This window comes from Bradyrhizobium sp. LA6.1 (assembly GCF_040547805.1).
Taxonomy (GTDB): Bacteria; Pseudomonadota; Alphaproteobacteria; order Rhizobiales; family Xanthobacteraceae; genus Bradyrhizobium; species Bradyrhizobium barranii.
Genome location: NZ_JBEPQK010000006.1, coordinates 95210 through 109967, shown reverse-complemented (window position 1 = coordinate 109967; position 14758 = coordinate 95210). Strand labels below are relative to the sequence as shown.

15 protein-coding genes are annotated in these 14758 nt (G+C 64.6%); 14 read left to right on the top strand and 1 reads right to left on the bottom strand.

Going from position 1 to position 14758, the window contains the following annotated elements:
- Positions 1-66 precede the first annotated feature (66 nt).
- The 14 genes from ABIB99_RS17335 to ABIB99_RS17270 all read left to right on the top strand — a co-directional run bounded on the left by ABIB99_RS17335 (position 67) and on the right by ABIB99_RS17270 (position 12887).
- A complete protein-coding gene (locus ABIB99_RS17335; RefSeq protein ID WP_063983849.1) occupies positions 67-1128 on the top strand; it encodes an ABC transporter ATP-binding protein in 1062 nt (353 codons plus the stop codon).
- A 72-nt stretch (positions 1129-1200) separates the two neighbouring features.
- Entirely contained in the window at positions 1201-2514 is a 1314-nt protein-coding gene (locus ABIB99_RS17330; RefSeq protein ID WP_071914934.1) for an ABC transporter substrate-binding protein, read from the top strand.
- Positions 2515-2581: 67 nt separating this feature from the next.
- Positions 2582-3529, top strand: coding sequence for a carbohydrate ABC transporter permease (locus tag ABIB99_RS17325; protein ID WP_063983847.1), 948 nt, complete (start codon positions 2582-2584; stop codon positions 3527-3529).
- Positions 3530-3531: 2 nt separating this feature from the next.
- A complete protein-coding gene (locus ABIB99_RS17320; RefSeq protein ID WP_014495982.1) occupies positions 3532-4407 on the top strand; it encodes a carbohydrate ABC transporter permease in 876 nt (291 codons plus the stop codon).
- Positions 4408-4486: 79 nt separating this feature from the next.
- Positions 4487-5473: a D-erythronate dehydrogenase gene (denD, locus tag ABIB99_RS17315; RefSeq protein WP_166352496.1), complete on the top strand. Its 987-nt coding sequence runs from the start codon at positions 4487-4489 to the stop codon at positions 5471-5473.
- A 29-nt stretch (positions 5474-5502) separates the two neighbouring features.
- Positions 5503-6489 carry a sugar kinase gene (locus ABIB99_RS17310; protein WP_354176775.1) on the top strand — a complete coding sequence of 329 codons (987 nt, stop codon included), beginning with the start codon at positions 5503-5505 and terminating at the stop codon, positions 6487-6489.
- Positions 6490-6502: 13 nt separating this feature from the next.
- On the top strand, positions 6503-7153 hold the full coding sequence (gene eda / locus ABIB99_RS17305) for a bifunctional 4-hydroxy-2-oxoglutarate aldolase/2-dehydro-3-deoxy-phosphogluconate aldolase (protein ID WP_354176773.1): 651 nt from the start codon (positions 6503-6505) through the stop codon (positions 7151-7153).
- Between the two features lie 57 nt (positions 7154-7210).
- Positions 7211-8380 carry an acetyl-CoA acetyltransferase gene (locus ABIB99_RS17300; RefSeq protein WP_063983845.1) on the top strand — a complete coding sequence of 390 codons (1170 nt, stop codon included), beginning with the start codon at positions 7211-7213 and terminating at the stop codon, positions 8378-8380.
- A 123-nt stretch (positions 8381-8503) separates the two neighbouring features.
- A complete protein-coding gene (locus ABIB99_RS17295; protein ID WP_014495977.1) occupies positions 8504-8710 on the top strand; it encodes a hypothetical protein in 207 nt (68 codons plus the stop codon).
- Between the two features lie 119 nt (positions 8711-8829).
- Positions 8830-10044: a CaiB/BaiF CoA transferase family protein gene (locus ABIB99_RS17290; protein ID WP_085401985.1), complete on the top strand. Its 1215-nt coding sequence runs from the start codon at positions 8830-8832 to the stop codon at positions 10042-10044.
- Positions 10041-11177, top strand: coding sequence for a thiolase family protein (locus ABIB99_RS17285; protein WP_063983843.1), 1137 nt, complete (start codon positions 10041-10043; stop codon positions 11175-11177). Before ABIB99_RS17290 ends, ABIB99_RS17285 begins: the two co-directional genes overlap by 4 nt.
- Complete coding sequence (locus ABIB99_RS17280; protein ID WP_063983842.1) at positions 11174-11533, top strand: Zn-ribbon domain-containing OB-fold protein; 360 nt, start codon at positions 11174-11176, stop codon at positions 11531-11533. Before ABIB99_RS17285 ends, ABIB99_RS17280 begins: the two co-directional genes overlap by 4 nt.
- A 497-nt stretch (positions 11534-12030) precedes the next feature.
- Positions 12031-12558, top strand: coding sequence for a carboxymuconolactone decarboxylase family protein (locus tag ABIB99_RS17275; protein ID WP_028146557.1), 528 nt, complete (start codon positions 12031-12033; stop codon positions 12556-12558).
- A gap of 26 nt (positions 12559-12584) precedes the next feature.
- Complete coding sequence (locus ABIB99_RS17270; protein WP_014495972.1) at positions 12585-12887, top strand: nucleoside triphosphate pyrophosphohydrolase family protein; 303 nt, start codon at positions 12585-12587, stop codon at positions 12885-12887.
- Positions 12888-12902: 15 nt separating this feature from the next.
- Here ABIB99_RS17270 and glsA read toward each other — a convergent pair whose 3' ends face one another.
- Positions 12903-14750: a glutaminase A gene (gene glsA, locus ABIB99_RS17265; protein WP_354176769.1), complete on the bottom strand. Its 1848-nt coding sequence runs from the start codon at positions 14748-14750 to the stop codon at positions 12903-12905.
- Positions 14751-14758: the final 8 nt, after the last annotated feature.

The window sequence follows — 14758 nt, the reverse complement described above, 5'->3', positions numbered from 1 at the left end:
GTGAAGTCTGAAAAACAAGACGGTCGCGGCGCGTGAGGCGTCGTGGACTTTCGAGGAGGGAGCTAGATGTCGTCTGTGCAAATCCGCGACGTGCGGAAATCGTTCGGCAATTTTGAAGTCCTGCACGGCGTTTCGATTCCGATCGAGGACGGCCAGTTCGTCGTCCTGGTTGGCCCCTCCGGCTGCGGCAAGTCGACGCTTCTGCGCATGCTTGCAGGCCTCGAGAACATCACCTCCGGCACGATCTCGATCGGCGACCGCGTCGTCAACAATATCCAGCCCAAGGAGCGGGATATTGCGATGGTGTTCCAGAACTATGCGCTCTATCCGCACATGACCGTCGGCGAGAACATGGGCTTCTCGCTGAAACTGCGGAACGCGAGTTCCGACGAGATCAACAAGCGCGTCAAGCGCGCCGCCGAAATTCTCGCGCTGTCGCCGCTGCTCGAGCGCTATCCGCGCCAGCTCTCCGGCGGTCAGCGCCAGCGCGTCGCGATGGGGCGCGCCATCGTGCGCGATCCGCAGGTGTTCCTGTTCGACGAGCCCTTGTCGAACCTCGACGCCAAGCTGCGCGTCGCCATGCGCACCGAGATCAAGGAGCTGCACCAGCGGCTGAAGACCACGACCGTCTATGTCACCCACGACCAGATCGAGGCCATGACCATGGCCGACAAGATCGTCGTCATGCATGACGGCATCGTCGAGCAGATGGGCACCCCGCTCGAGCTCTACGACAAGCCCGACAACCAGTTCGTCGCCGGCTTCATCGGCTCGCCGGCCATGAACTTCCTGAAAGGCCATGTGCGCGTCAACGGCGTTGCGACCTTCGAGGGGCCGAACGGCGTCAAGCTGCCGCTCAAGAACGCGCCGGCGGCGTCCGACGGTCGCCCTGTCGTCTATGGTGTGCGACCCGAGCATTTCACCATCGCGGACGACGGCGCCGATGCCGAGATCATCGTGGTCGAGCCGACCGGCTCGGAGACGCAGGTGTTCGCGAAGGTGGGTGGCGAGCAGGTCGTCGCCGTCTTCCGCGAGCGTCACCAGTTCAATCCGGGCGACAAGGTCAAGCTGAAGCCTGACCCGTCACTGGTTCATCTGTTCGACGAGGCGACGGGCAAACGCATGTAGCCGCGCCGAAGGATTGCCCAACGACTGTTCAAGAACGACCCAAATACAAATATAAAATTCAGGGAGAGAACGATGAGCAATTTCGACAGGCGAAGTGTGCTTAAGGCCGGCCTGGGCGGCGCAGCGTTGCTGGCCGGCCCGGGCATCGTGCCGGTGCGCGCCGCGGAGTGGACCAACACGCCCGAACCGAACGCGTCCATCCGCGTCTTGCGCTGGAAGCAGTTCATCCAGGCCGAGTTCGACAAGTTCGCCGAGCAGACCAAGAAGTTCTCCGAGAAGACCGGCGTCAAGATCAAGCTCGAGGCCGAGAGCTGGGAAGACATCCGCCCCAAGGCCGCGGTGGCCGCCAATGTCGGCGCCGGCCCCGACCTCATCATCGGCACGCTCGACGATCCCCACAAATTCCCGGAAAAGCTGATCGACATGACCGATGTCGCCGACTATCTCGGCGCGCAGTATGGTGGCTGGTATCCGGTTGCCGAACGTTACGGCAAGAAGGGCAACAGCTGGATCGCCATTCCGCAGGGTGCAACCGGCGGCTGCCTTAACTACCGCATCAGCCACGTGAAGGCTGCGGGCTTCGAGGAATTCCCCAAGGACACCGCCGGCTTCCTCAAGCTCTGCCAGGCGTTGAAGAAGAACAACACGCCGGCCGGCTTCGCGCTTGGCCATGCCACGGGCGATGCCAATGGCTGGTGCCAGTGGGCGCTCTGGGCGTTCGGCGGCAAGGTCGTCAACGACAAGAACGAGGTCGTGATCGACTCCCCGGAGACCATCGCCGCGCTCGAATACGTTAAGCAGCTCTACGAGACCTTCATCCCGGGCGTGCTGTCGTGGAATGACTCGAACAACAACAAGGCGTTCCTGAACGGCGAACTCAGCCTGACGCTGAACGGCATCTCGATCTGGACCGTCGGCAAGAACTCTACCGATGCGAAGCAGCAGGAGATCGCCAAGGACATGAACCACGCGCCGATGCCGATCGGCCCCGTGGGCGTGTCGACCGAGCAGCAGAACGTGCTGGTCTACTACGGCTACAAGCACTCGAAGTATCCCAAGGCGGTCAAGGAATTCATCAAGTTCATGATGGACAAGGAGAACTACGACGCCTGGGAGGTCGCTTCCAACGGCTACGTGTCGCCGCCGCTGCCGGCCTACAACGACAACCCGGTGTGGACGTCGGATCCGAAGATCACCCCGTATCGCGACTGCCTGAAGCGCTGCCGCGACAACGGCTTTGCCGGCGATCTCGGCTATGCCTCCGCCGCGGTGATGGGCGACTTCGTCGTCGTCGACATGTTCGCGGAAGCAGCCTCCGGCTCGGCGACGCCGAAGCAGGCGGCGGCGCGCGCCGCCGAGCGCGCCAAGCGCTACTACCAGGTCTGATCAACGCCAATCCGCGCGGCGTCCGGTTCGCCGGACGCCGTGACTTTTCTCCCGAGGGGAATCCGACATGGCAGTCATGGCCGAGTCCGCTGTCGCGCAGGTCAAGCGCGCCAGCCTCTGGACCAGAGCATTCGAGAGCCGGAATTGGCTCGGCGCGATGTTCATGGTGCCGGCGATCGCGATCCTCATCCTGTTTCTGGCTTATCCGCTGGCACTGGGCTTCTGGCTCGGCATGACTGACACCAAGATCGGCGGGGCCGGGCGCTATATCGGCTTTGCGAACTTCGTCTCGCTCTCCAAGGATTCGGTGTTCTGGCTCTCGGTCTTCAACACCATCTTCTATACGTTCACCGCGAGCATCGTGAAATTCGCCATCGGCCTTTACCTCGCGCTGCTGCTCAACGAGCGGCTGCCGTTCAAGTCGATGATCCGCGCCATCGTGCTGCTGCCCTTCGTGGTACCGACGGTGCTGTCCGCGATCGCGTTCTGGTGGATCTATGACAGCCAGTTCTCGATCATCTCCTGGGTACTGATCAAGGCCGGCCTGATCACGCGCTACATCGACTTCCTCGGCGATCCCTGGAATGCGCGCTTGTCGGTCGTCGCCGCCAACATCTGGCGTGGCGTGCCCTTCGTGGCGATCACGCTGCTGGCGGGATTGCAGACGATTTCGCCCTCGCTCTACGAGGCCGCCAATCTCGATGGCGCCACCAACATGCAGCGCTTCCGCCACATCACGCTGCCGATGCTGTCGCCGATCATCGCGGTCGTGATGACATTCTCGGTGCTGATGACGTTCACCGACTTCCAGCTGATCTACACCATCACGCGGGGCGGGCCGATCAATGCCACGCATCTGATGGCGACGCTTTCGTTCCAGCGCGCCATCACCGGCGGCAATCTCGGGGAGGGCGCAGCGATCTCGAACGCGATGATCCCGTTCCTGGTCGCAGCGATCCTGCTCAGCTTCTTCGGGCTTCAGCGCTCCCGCTGGCAGCAGGGCGGGAGGGACTGACCATGAGCACCGCAGACGACCAAAGCGTCGGAATGGATTATCTCGAGAGCTTCCCGCGGAAGTTCTTGCGGGTCTACTTTCCGCTCGGCCTGATCATCTTCTTCCTGCTGTTCCCTTTCTATTGGATGGCGGTCGCGACGTTCAAGCCGGACGCGGAGATGTACGATTACGAGAAGTACAATCCGTTCTGGATCGTGAATCCGACCATTGAGCACATCAAGAAGCTGTTGGTCGAAACCGACTATCCGCTCTGGATGTGGAACACCGTGATCGTCTCGGTGTCCTCCACCTTCATCTCGCTGTTCGCCAGCGTCTGCGCCGCCTACGCGATCGAACGTCTCCGCTACAAGGGCTCGCGCTATGTCGGCCTTGCGATCTTCCTCGGCTATCTCGTGCCGCCCTCGATCCTGTTCATTCCGCTGGCGGCGATCGTGTTCCAGCTCGGCCTGTTCGATGGCAATCTGGCGCTGATCCTGACCTATCCGACCTTCCTGATCCCGTTCTGCACCTGGCTCCTGATGGGCTATTTCCGCACCATTCCCTACGAGCTGGAGGAATGCGCCCTGATCGACGGGGCGACGCGGCTCCAGATCCTGGTCAAGATCACGCTGCCGCTGTCGCTCCCGGGGGTGATCTCGGCCGGCATCTTCGCCTTCACGTTGTCCTGGAACGAGTTCATCTACGCGCTGACCTTCATCTCCTCGTCGGAGAACAAGACCATCCCCGTCGGCGCCATCACCGAGCTCGTCAGCGGCGACGTCTACCATTGGGGCGCGCTGATGGCGGCGGCCCTGATCGGCTCGGTCCCCGTAGTTATCCTTTATTCCTTCTTCGTGGAGTACTATGTGTCGGCGATGACCGGCGCCGTGAAGGAATGATCGCGGGGCCTGCCTTGAGAGCGTGCCAGGAGAACGTGTCAGGAGCGGCGCGCTCCGGCCAATAAGAAGGAGTAGGCTCTTGCACATTCTGGTTCTGGGCGCCGCCGGCATGGTCGGCCGTAAATTGTGTGAACGGCTGTTGCGCGACGGCCGGCTCGGCAAGAGCGACATCACCAAGCTGACCATGCACGACGTGGTCGAGCCCAAGAAGCCGGAAAAGGCCGGTTTCCCCGTCGAGACCGTGTCAGGCGATTTCGCCGTGCCGGGCGCAGCCGAGAAGCTGATCGCCGGCCGCCCCGACGTGATCTTCCATCTCGCCGCGATCGTCTCCGGCGAAGCCGAGCTCGATTTCGACAAGGGCTACCGCATCAATCTCGACGGCACGCGGATGCTGCTCGATGCCGTCAGGCTCGTCGGCGGCGGCTACAAGCCGCGCGTGGTCTTCACCTCGTCAATCGCGGTGTTCGGCGCCCCGTTCCCGGATGCGATCGGCGACGAATTCTTCCACACCCCGCTGCTCAGCTACGGCACCCAGAAGGCGATCGGTGAATTGCTGCTCGCCGACTATTCGCGCCGCGGCTTCCTCGACGGCATCGGCATCCGTCTGCCGACCATCTGCATCCGGCCCGGCCTGCCTAACAAGGCGGCATCGGGCTTCTTCTCCAACATCCTGCGCGAGCCGCTGGCCGGCAAGGAAGCGGTGCTCCCGGTCTCCGAGGATGTCCGCCACTGGCACGCCACGCCGCGTTCCGCCGTCGGCTTCCTGCTCCATGCCGGCACCATGGACCTCGCCAAGGTCGGTCCGCGCCGCAACCTGACCATGCCCGGCTTCTCGGCCACCGTCGGTGAGCAGATCGCAGCCCTCCGTCGTGTTGCGGGCGACAAGGTCGCCGCGCGCATCAAGCATGAGCTGGATCCGTTCATCGTCGGCATCGTCGGCGGCTGGCCGCGCAATTTCGAGGCGAAGCGGGCGCGCGAGCTCGGCTTCACCACCGAAGAAAAGACTTTTGACGACATCATCCGCATTCACATCGAAGACGAGCTCGGCGGCAACTTCGTCGCCTGATCGAACTGATGAACAGCGTGGATATGACGATGGCGAGCGTTGCTTGCATCGGTGAATGCATGGTCGAGCTCCGGCAGGCCCACGGTGGACAGTCCGCTGGACAGTCCAGCGGGCATGGCCAGGGCGGCGGCCTGTATTCGCGCGGCTTCGGTGGCGACACCCTCAACACGGCGGTGTATCTGGCGCGGCTCGAGGTCAAGGTCGACTATCTCACCGCACTCGGCGACGATGCCCTGAGCGACGAGATGATCGCGGCCTGGAATGCGGAGGGCGTCGGGACCCGCCGCGTCTCCCGGCTGCCGGGCAAGCTGCCTGGCCTCTACATGATCCAGACGGATGCGAAGGGCGAGCGCCAGTTCTTCCACTGGCGCGACAGTGCGGCGGCGCGCCAATTGATGAGCCTGCCGGAGACGGACGAGCTGCTCAACTCGCTGATGAGCTACGACATCGTCTATCTCTCCGCGATTACGCTCTCGATCTACGATGCGGCCGGGCGCGAGCGCCTGTTCGCGGCGATCAAGCGGGCGCGCCTGCTCGGCACCCGCTTCGTGTTCGACACCAATTTCCGCGCGCGGGGATGGCCGGACCGCGATGTCGCCCGCGAGGTCTTTGCCACGGCGTTTGCGACCGCCGACATCGTGCTGACCTCGACCGAGGATCTGCTCGCGCTCTATCCCGGCGAAAGCCACGAGCAGTTGATGGCGCGCATTCCCACGCCCGAGCTGGTGTTCCGTCTCGCCGAGCCCGTCAGCCTGCTGCGCTTTCCCGGCGGCACCAGCGAAGTCCGCGCCGAGCCCATGACAAACCCGGTCGTCGACACCACAGCGGCGGGCGACAGCTTTGCCGCGGCCTATATCGCGGCCCGGCTCGGCGGCTCCGATCCGGTCGAGGCGGCCCAGGCCGGGCACCGCCTCGCCAGCCTCGTGATCTGCTATGCCGGCGCCATCATTCCGGGCTATGCCATGCCGCCGAAGAAGCGGCACCGGCCGGCGACCACGCGTCAAGCGACCAAGTGAAACGAAAGCCAAGATGACCACGACTGCCCAACAGAACCACCTCGTCGCGCTGTTCAAGGCCGCGACCGTCATTCCTGTCCTCACCATCGAGCGGATCCAGGATGCCGTGCCGCTGGCGAAAGCGCTGGTGGCCGGCGGCGTCCGCACGCTGGAGGTGACCATGCGCACCCCCGTTGCGATCGAGGCGGCGAGGGCGATGATGGCCGAGGTGCCCGAGGCGGTCGTCGGCATCGGCACGATCCTCAATCCGGCCGATTTCGTCCGCGTCGAGAAGCTCGGCGTCGCGTTCGGCATCAGCCCGGGCCTGACCCCCGATCTCCTGAAGGTCGCCGCCGACAGCTCCTTGCCGTTCGCGCCGGGCATTGCCACGGCGTCCGAACTGATGCTGGCGCTGTCGTACGGCCTCGACGTCGCAAAATTCTTCCCGGCCGAGCAGGCCGGCGGCATCAAGGGCCTGCGCGCGCTGGGCGGCCCGTTCCCGAACGTGCGGTTTTGCCCGACCGGCGGTGTGGGCGAGGCCAATGCGGCAACCTGGCTTGCCGAGCCCAACGTGGTCGCGGTCGGCGGTTCCTGGCTATGCCCGTCGGCGGAGATCAAGGCCGGGAACTGGGCCGGCATAACTGCCATCTGCCAGCGCACCCTCAAGGCCCTGAAAGCCACGTGAAGTCTTGCGGTTGGTGGGCTAAGACTTAGGTCAGTAAGAGACCCCAGGGAGATGACCATGACCGCCAGCATCGTCGGATGGGCGCATACGCCGTTCGGCAAGTTCGACACCGAGACCGTCGAAAGCCTCGTCACCCGCGTGGCCAACGAGGCGATGGCCGATGCCGGCATTTCCGCGTCCGACGTCGACGAGATCGTGCTCGGCCATTTCAACGCCGGCTTCTCGCCGCAGGATTTTACCGCCTCGCTGGTGCTCCAGGCCGACCCGAAGCTGCGCTTCAAGCCGACGACCCGCGTCGAGAACGCCTGCGCCACCGGCTCCGCCGCGGTCCATCAGGGCCTGCGTGCGATCGACGCAGGCGCGGCCAGGATCGTGCTCGTCGTCGGGGTCGAGCAGATGACCCGCACCCCCGGGCCTGAGATCGGCAAGAACCTGCTCAAGGCATCCTATCTGCCGGAGGACGGCGACACCGTCGGCGGCTTCGCCGGCGTGTTCGGCAAGATCGCCAGCTCCTATTTCCAGAAATACGGTGACCAGTCCGATGCTCTGGCGCTGATCGCGGCCAAGAACCACAAGAACGGCGTCGCCAATCCCTTCGCCCAGATGCGCAAGGATTTTGGCTTCGAGTTCTGCCGCGCCGAGAGCGAGAAGAACCCCTATGTCGCGGGTCCCCTGAAGCGTACCGACTGCTCGCTGGTCTCCGACGGCGCCGCGGCGCTGGTGCTGGCCGATGCCGAGACCGCCAAGGGCATGAGCAAGTCGATCGGCTTCCGCGCCACCGCGCACGCCCAGGACTTCCTGCCGATGTCCAAGCGCGACATCCTCCAGTTCGAGGGCTGCACGGTCGCCTGGCAGCGCGCGCTGGAGAAGGCGGGCGTTGCGCTCACCGATCTCTCCTTCGTCGAGACCCATGACTGCTTCACCGTCGCCGAGCTGATCGAGTACGAAGCGATGGGCCTGACGCCGAAGGGGCAGGGTGCCCGCGCCATCAAGGAAGGCTGGACCCTCAAGGATGGCAAGCTGCCGGTCAATCCGTCCGGCGGCCTGAAGGCCAAGGGCCACCCGATCGGCGCCACCGGCGTCTCCATGCACGTGATGACCGCGATGCAGCTCGCTGGCCAGGCGCCCGAGGGCATGCAGCTCAAGAACGCCAAGCTTGGCGGCATCTTCAACATGGGCGGCGCAGCGGTCGCGAATTACGTTTCCGTGCTGGAGCCGCTGAAGTAAGTTCTCGTAGGGTGGGCAAAGGCGCGTTTGCGCCGTGCCCACCTTTTTGTTGCGCTAGATCATGGTGGGCACGCTACGCTTTGCCCATCCTGCGGCTCTTCATTGATTGGCAGGGAATGCATCATGGGCAATGACTACGAAGACTCGCTGTCGATAGACGCACTCAACGATCGCATCGCGATCCTCGAGGACAATATCCGGCAGCTCATCGAGCAGGCCGCGGCCGCCTCCGGCGAGCAGAACGAGTCGCGGATCGCCGACCGGATCAACCAGCAGAACGATGAGCTCGACCGTCTCATCAAGATCCGCGAATCCCGCCAGAAGAAATAGCGGCCGCGGCACCGCGCATGCGGCCATACCCCGGCCGCCCTTGCGCGCGCGGCGTCGCTGCCCTTAGCTGGACCGAAATCGCAGGGCCAGGTTGAGCCCGCGCAATCGGGAGCGAACGGATGGGGCCGCTGAAGGGCATCAAGGTCGTGGATATGACCACCGTGCTGATGGGTCCCTATGCGACCCAGATGCTCGGCGACTACGGTGCCGACGTGATCAAGGTGGAATCGCTCGACGGCGACGTCACTCGCCTGATCGGCCCGATGCGCCATGCCGGCATGGGCCCGGTGTTCCTCAATACCAACCGCAGCAAGCGCTCGATCTGCCTCGACCTGAAGAAGCCCGCTGGCCGCGATGCCGTGCTGCGGCTGCTGAAGGACGCCGACGTTCTCGTCTACAATGTCCGCCCGCAGGCGATGGCGCGGCTTCAGCTCGGCTACGACGTCGTCTCCGCAATCAATCCGCGCCTCGTCTATGCCGGGGTGTTCGGCTTCGGCCAGGACGGGCCATATGCCGCCAAGCCCGCCTACGACGATTTGATCCAGGGCGCGACCGCGCTCCCCGCCTTGATGGCGCAGACCGGTGACGGCGTGCCGCGCTATGTGCCCAATGCGCTGGTCGACCGCATCGTCGGTCTCACTGCGGTCGGCGCGATCTGTGCCAGCCTCGTGCATCGGGATCGCACCGGCCGCGGCCAGCGCGTCGACATCCCGATGTTCGAGACCATGGCCGGCTTCGTCATGGGCGACCACATGGGCGGGCTCACCTACGAGCCGCCGCTCGACAAGGGCGGCTACGCCCGCCACCTCTCGCGCGACCGCCGGCCCTACAAGACCTCGGACGGCTATCTCAGCGTCATCGTCTACAACGACAAGCAGTGGGAGAACTTCTTCAAGGCAACGAGCCGCGACGATCTGCGTGCCGACCCCAAATTCGCGACCTTCGCCGGCCGTGCCGCCAATATCGACGTCGTCTATGCCGAGCTCGCGCGCATCTTCGAGACGCGCACCACGGCCGAATGGATCGATTTGCTGACCAAGGCCGACGTGCCCGTGATGCCGATGCACGACCTCGCGTCGATCCTGCACGATGAGCATCTGGAAGCCACCGGCTTCTTCCCGGTCGTGAACCATCCGACCGAAGGCCCGATCCGCAGCATGAAGGTGACGGCCAGTTGGTCGGAGACCGAGGCCGAGCCGGCAAGGCTGGCGCCGCGGCTCAACGAGCATGGCGCGGAGATCCTGCGTGAGATCGGCTATTCCGCGGACGAGATCGACGCGATGGTCCGCGATGGCGTCACGCGTTCGCCGCCGGAGCAGGGAGGGGCATCATGAGCTTCATCACCGGCGTCGGCCTCACACCTTTCGGCAAGCACGAAGGCTCGTCCTCGCTCGACCTGATGAGCAAGGCGGCGCAAGCCGCACTCGACGATGCCGGTTTCAAGCGCGCCGACATCGACGGCATCCTCTGCGGCTACTCGACCGTCTCGCCCCACATCATGCTGGCCACCGTCTTCGCCGAGCATTTTGGCATCCGTCCGTCTTACGCGCACGCCGTGCAGGTCGGCGGCGCGACGGGCCTTGCTATGACCATGCTGGCCCATCACCTCGTCGAGGCGGGCGTCGCGCGCAACGTCCTCGTCGTTGCTGGCGAGAACCGCCTCACTGGCCAAAGCCGCGACGCTTCGATCCAGGCTTTGGCGCAGGTCGGGCATCCCGACTACGAGGTGCCGCTCGGCCCGACCATTCCCGCCTATTACGGCCTGGTCGCCACCCGCTACATGCACGAATACGGCGTGACGGAAGAGGATCTCGCCGAATTCGCGGTGCTGATGCGCGCGCACGCCTGCACCCATCCCGGCGCGCAATTCCACGATCCCATCACGGTCGCCGATGTCATCGCCTCGAAGCCGGTGGCAATGCCGCTCAAGCTGCTGGACTGCTGCCCGGTGTCGGACGGCGGCGCGGCTTTCGTCATCAGCCGTGAGCGGACCGGCGAGGCCGGCGTGCGCATCCGCGGCTGCGCCCAGGCGCATACCCATCAGCACGTGACGGCCGCGCCCGCGCTCAGCGAGCTCGGTGCTGAAATCTCCATCGCCCGCGCCAAGGAGGCCACCGGCCTTGCGATCTCCGACGTGCGCTACGCCGCGATCTACGACAGCTTTACGATCACGCTCGCCATGCTGCTGGAAGACCTCGGCCTCGCCGGCCGCGGCGAGGCGGCTGCGCGCGTGCGATCAGGCCATTTCAGCCGCGACGGCGCGATGCCGCTCAACACCCATGGCGGCCTGCTCAGCTATGGCCATTGCGGCGTCGGCGGCGCGATGGCGCATCTGGTCGAGGCGCATTTGCAGATGACGGGGCGGGCGGCTAGCCGCCAGGTGCGCGACGCATCGATCGCGCTGCTGCACGGCGACGGCGGCGTGCTGTCGTCCCACGTGAGCATGTTTCTGGAGCGCGTGCGATGAGCGAACGAATCGCGGACTGGACCAAGGGTGAGCAGGCCATCACCTTTCAGACCTGCGGCGCATGCGGCCATGCGCAGTATTTCCATCGCGCCTTCTGCGCGGCCTGCGGCGCGCCCGATCCGCGCGATGCGCGCGCCTGCGGCAAGGGCAGCGTCTATGCGACTTCGCTGGTCTGCCGCGCCGCCACGCCCGAGACCCGGGCGCACTTGCCCTACAACATCCTGCTGGTCGATTGCGCAGAGGGATTTCGCATGATGGCGCACGGCGAGACGAATCTAGCTATCGGCGATGAGGTCACTGCGAGCTTCCCGACGTTTGCCGGCAAGCTCGTGCCGTTTTTCAGCAAAAGGAAATAGTAGGATCCGTCATTCGGGGGCGGTCCGAGGGACCGAGCCTGGAACGGGATTCTGAGCCTGGCTTGTGCGAGAGCCACCCCGGAATGACGAAAACACTCTACGCAACTCTTGCTAACGCCCGTAGAACAATATGCTGGCGATGACGAGCATCGCCGTCACCGCCAGCATATGCGCGAGCGCTCCCGAGGCCGCCCCCTTGGTGGCTTCCTTCATGCCTTTTTCTCCCTAGACTTGGGCGTGACTCATCGTTGCGCGGCTAGCGCACCCGACGGTCAATTGTTTTTTACTCGGAACACCCCTTGCGAGTATTCACCGTGATTTGTCCCCACACGGCGAATATCGACTGTCCCAAGGTCGATCAGCAATGCGGCGGCATTTTGACTCGATGATGTTGCTGTTGCGGTCACGCCAGAATACAGTTTCGTGGGACTCTCGCCGCTAACGACAAAAAGCATCAAAGGCCCAAGGAAATCGTCAAGGAAATCTTCAGGTAAATCATGGCCCGCATCAACTACAGCGACCCGTTCAAGGCGTCCGACCGCACCCGCGAAATTCTCGACAAGAACCGCAACGCCAACATCTTCCGCATGATGGCGCACTCGCCGAGCTACTTTGAGCAGTACTGCCGGCTCGGCGGAGCCATCCGCCACAAGGGCGAGCTCGATCCCATCGTGCGCGAGCTCGCGATCACCCGCACCGGGATTTTGTGCGAGGCGCCGTATGAGATCGTCGCGCACAAGCGCATCGGCAAGAATGTCGGCGTCACCGACGAGCAGAACGAGGCGCTGGAGAACTGGCAGGCCGCGACCTGCTTCAACGAGGTGCAGCGCGCCGCACTCGCCTTCACCGACGAGATCGTGAAGCTGAAGAAGCCGACGGATGCGACGTTCAAGGCGATCGCGTCGAAGCTGACACCGGCCGCGCTGGTCGAGCTCCAGCTCTCGGTCGGCTTCTACATCATGACCTCGAAATTTCTGGAGACTTTTGAAATCGACCTCCAGCCCGTCACGGAAGTGGTGGGCTGATCCAAAAACTGTGGCGAGGTTTGCCGATGACGATCGATGAATACGCGGTCTGGGCCGCGAGCATTGCGAAAGTCGATGAGCATCCGTCCAACGAGCGGCTGTCCTATCTCGGGCTCGGCCTCGCCGGCGAATCCGGCGAGGTCGCCGACCACATCAAGAAGCTGCTGCGCGATGACTGGCTCGACAAGGCGGGCCTCGTCGATGAGCTCGGCGATGTCATCTATTACTGGGCCTGCCTGTGCGCCGCGACCGGCCAGCAGCCGTCCGAATTGCTCAAGGCCAGCGCTGCCAAGATCAAGCGGCGACTGAGCGAAGCCGCGAGCCGCTGACCCGGATCAGCGCGCTCACGTCGACGTCAGAATGTCGACCTTGGCATTGGCGACGATCAGGCGGTCGGCGAGCAGCTGCGCCAGATTGCGCATGATGCGCTCGGAAGCGCGCGGGTGCTGCTTGCGGAAGCGCTCGAAATCCTTCAGCGGCACCTCGAATGCGGTCGCCGCCATGTCCGCGAAAACATCGGCCGAACGCGTCGGCTCCAGCAGCGCCATCTCGCCGAAGGCCATGCCGGCGGTCAGCGTCGCCAGCCGCACGCCGTCGGGCAGGGTGACATGTACGGCGCCGCTGCGCAGGAAGAACAGGAAATCGGCGGGGTCGCCGGTCGTGATGATCTTTGCCCCGGATGGAAAGGTCCGGATCGTGCAGATCGAGGCGAGGTCGGTCAGCTCTTCCTCGCTCATGCCTGATAGCAGCGGCTGCTCGGCAAGCTCGGTGGTCTCGTGGAAATCGATCGAGCCGCCGTAGCGGTAGACGATCTGGTCTTCCGCCCATTCGATCGCGGTGTCGAGCAAATAGAAGTCGCGGACGTTCTTCAGCTCCGCCGTCCATTCCCGCAGGCTGTCCCATTCCTTCGACGCACGCCTGACCCCCGACAGTACGACGGTCACGTTCAGCGCTGCCAGCTCCTCGAACGCCTCGGCCACGAGCCGCGCCCCGGCGCGGGTGGTGGAGGTGACGCGGTGGAGATCGAAGATCACGATTTGCGGCCGCGGCTGTCCGGCCAGCCTGCGCGAGACATAGTCGACCGCCGACAGCGACAGCGTGCCGACCAGCTCGATGACCCGCACCTCCTGCTCATGCCCGGCCAGAATCTCGCGCTCCTGCGGCCGGCGCACGCGCCGCGACGGGCTCTTGCCGATGTCGTAGTCGGCGATGACGGCGTTGCGGGCGTCGTCGCTGCGGTTGAGCATGTGCAGGTCGTAATGCGAGGACAGCGCCTCGCAGACCTTGATGCCGCGCACGCTGTTGCCGTGCTTGTCGAGCTTCGGCGAATAGCTGCCGAGGCCGAGGCGGGCAGGGAGTGCGGCCAGGATGCCGCCGCCGACGCCGCTCTTGGCGGGGATGCCGATCCGGTAGATCCATTCGCCGGCGTAGTCGTACATGCCCGACGACGTCATCACCGAGAGCGTCCGCGAGATCGCGTAGGGCGTCAGCACCTGCTCGCCCGTCACGGGATTGACGCCGCGATTGGCGAGCGTCGCCGCCATCACCGCGATGTCGCGCGCCGTGACCAGCACCGCGCATTGCCGGAAATAGACGTCGAGCACGCCGGCGACATTGTCCGAGATCACCGCATTGGTCTTGAGGAGGTAGCCGATGGCGCGGTTGCGGTCGCCGGTCTGGCTCTCCGAGCTGTAAACGGCCTCGTCCACCGCGAGATCGCGCCCCGCAAAGCGGCTGAGCGCAAGCCGGATCTGCTCGAAGGCTTCCGTGCCCTTGTTGTCATAGATCAGCCCGGTGCAGGCGATCGCGCCGGCATTGACCATCGGGTTGAACGGATGGTTGTCGGAATTGAGCCGGATCGAGTTGAAGGGATCGCCCGAGGGCTCGACGCCGATCGCGCTCTCGACGCGGCCGGCGCCCAGGAGGTCCAGGGCCAGCGCGAACACGAAGGGCTTCGACATCGACTGGATGGTGAAGGGCACCCGGCTGTCGCCGACCTCGTAGACATGGCCGTCCAGCGTCGCGAGGCTGATGCCAAAATGGGCAGGGTCGGCCTTGCTCAGCTCGGGGATGTAGTCGGCGACGGCGCCGGAGGTCTCGGCCGAGAATTCGTTGAGACAATTGCCCAGAAACCGCAGCAAGGGCGGCTTCGAGCGGGTCCAGGCGGAGGCGGCAGGCGAGTGCGTTGTCATCGCCTGTC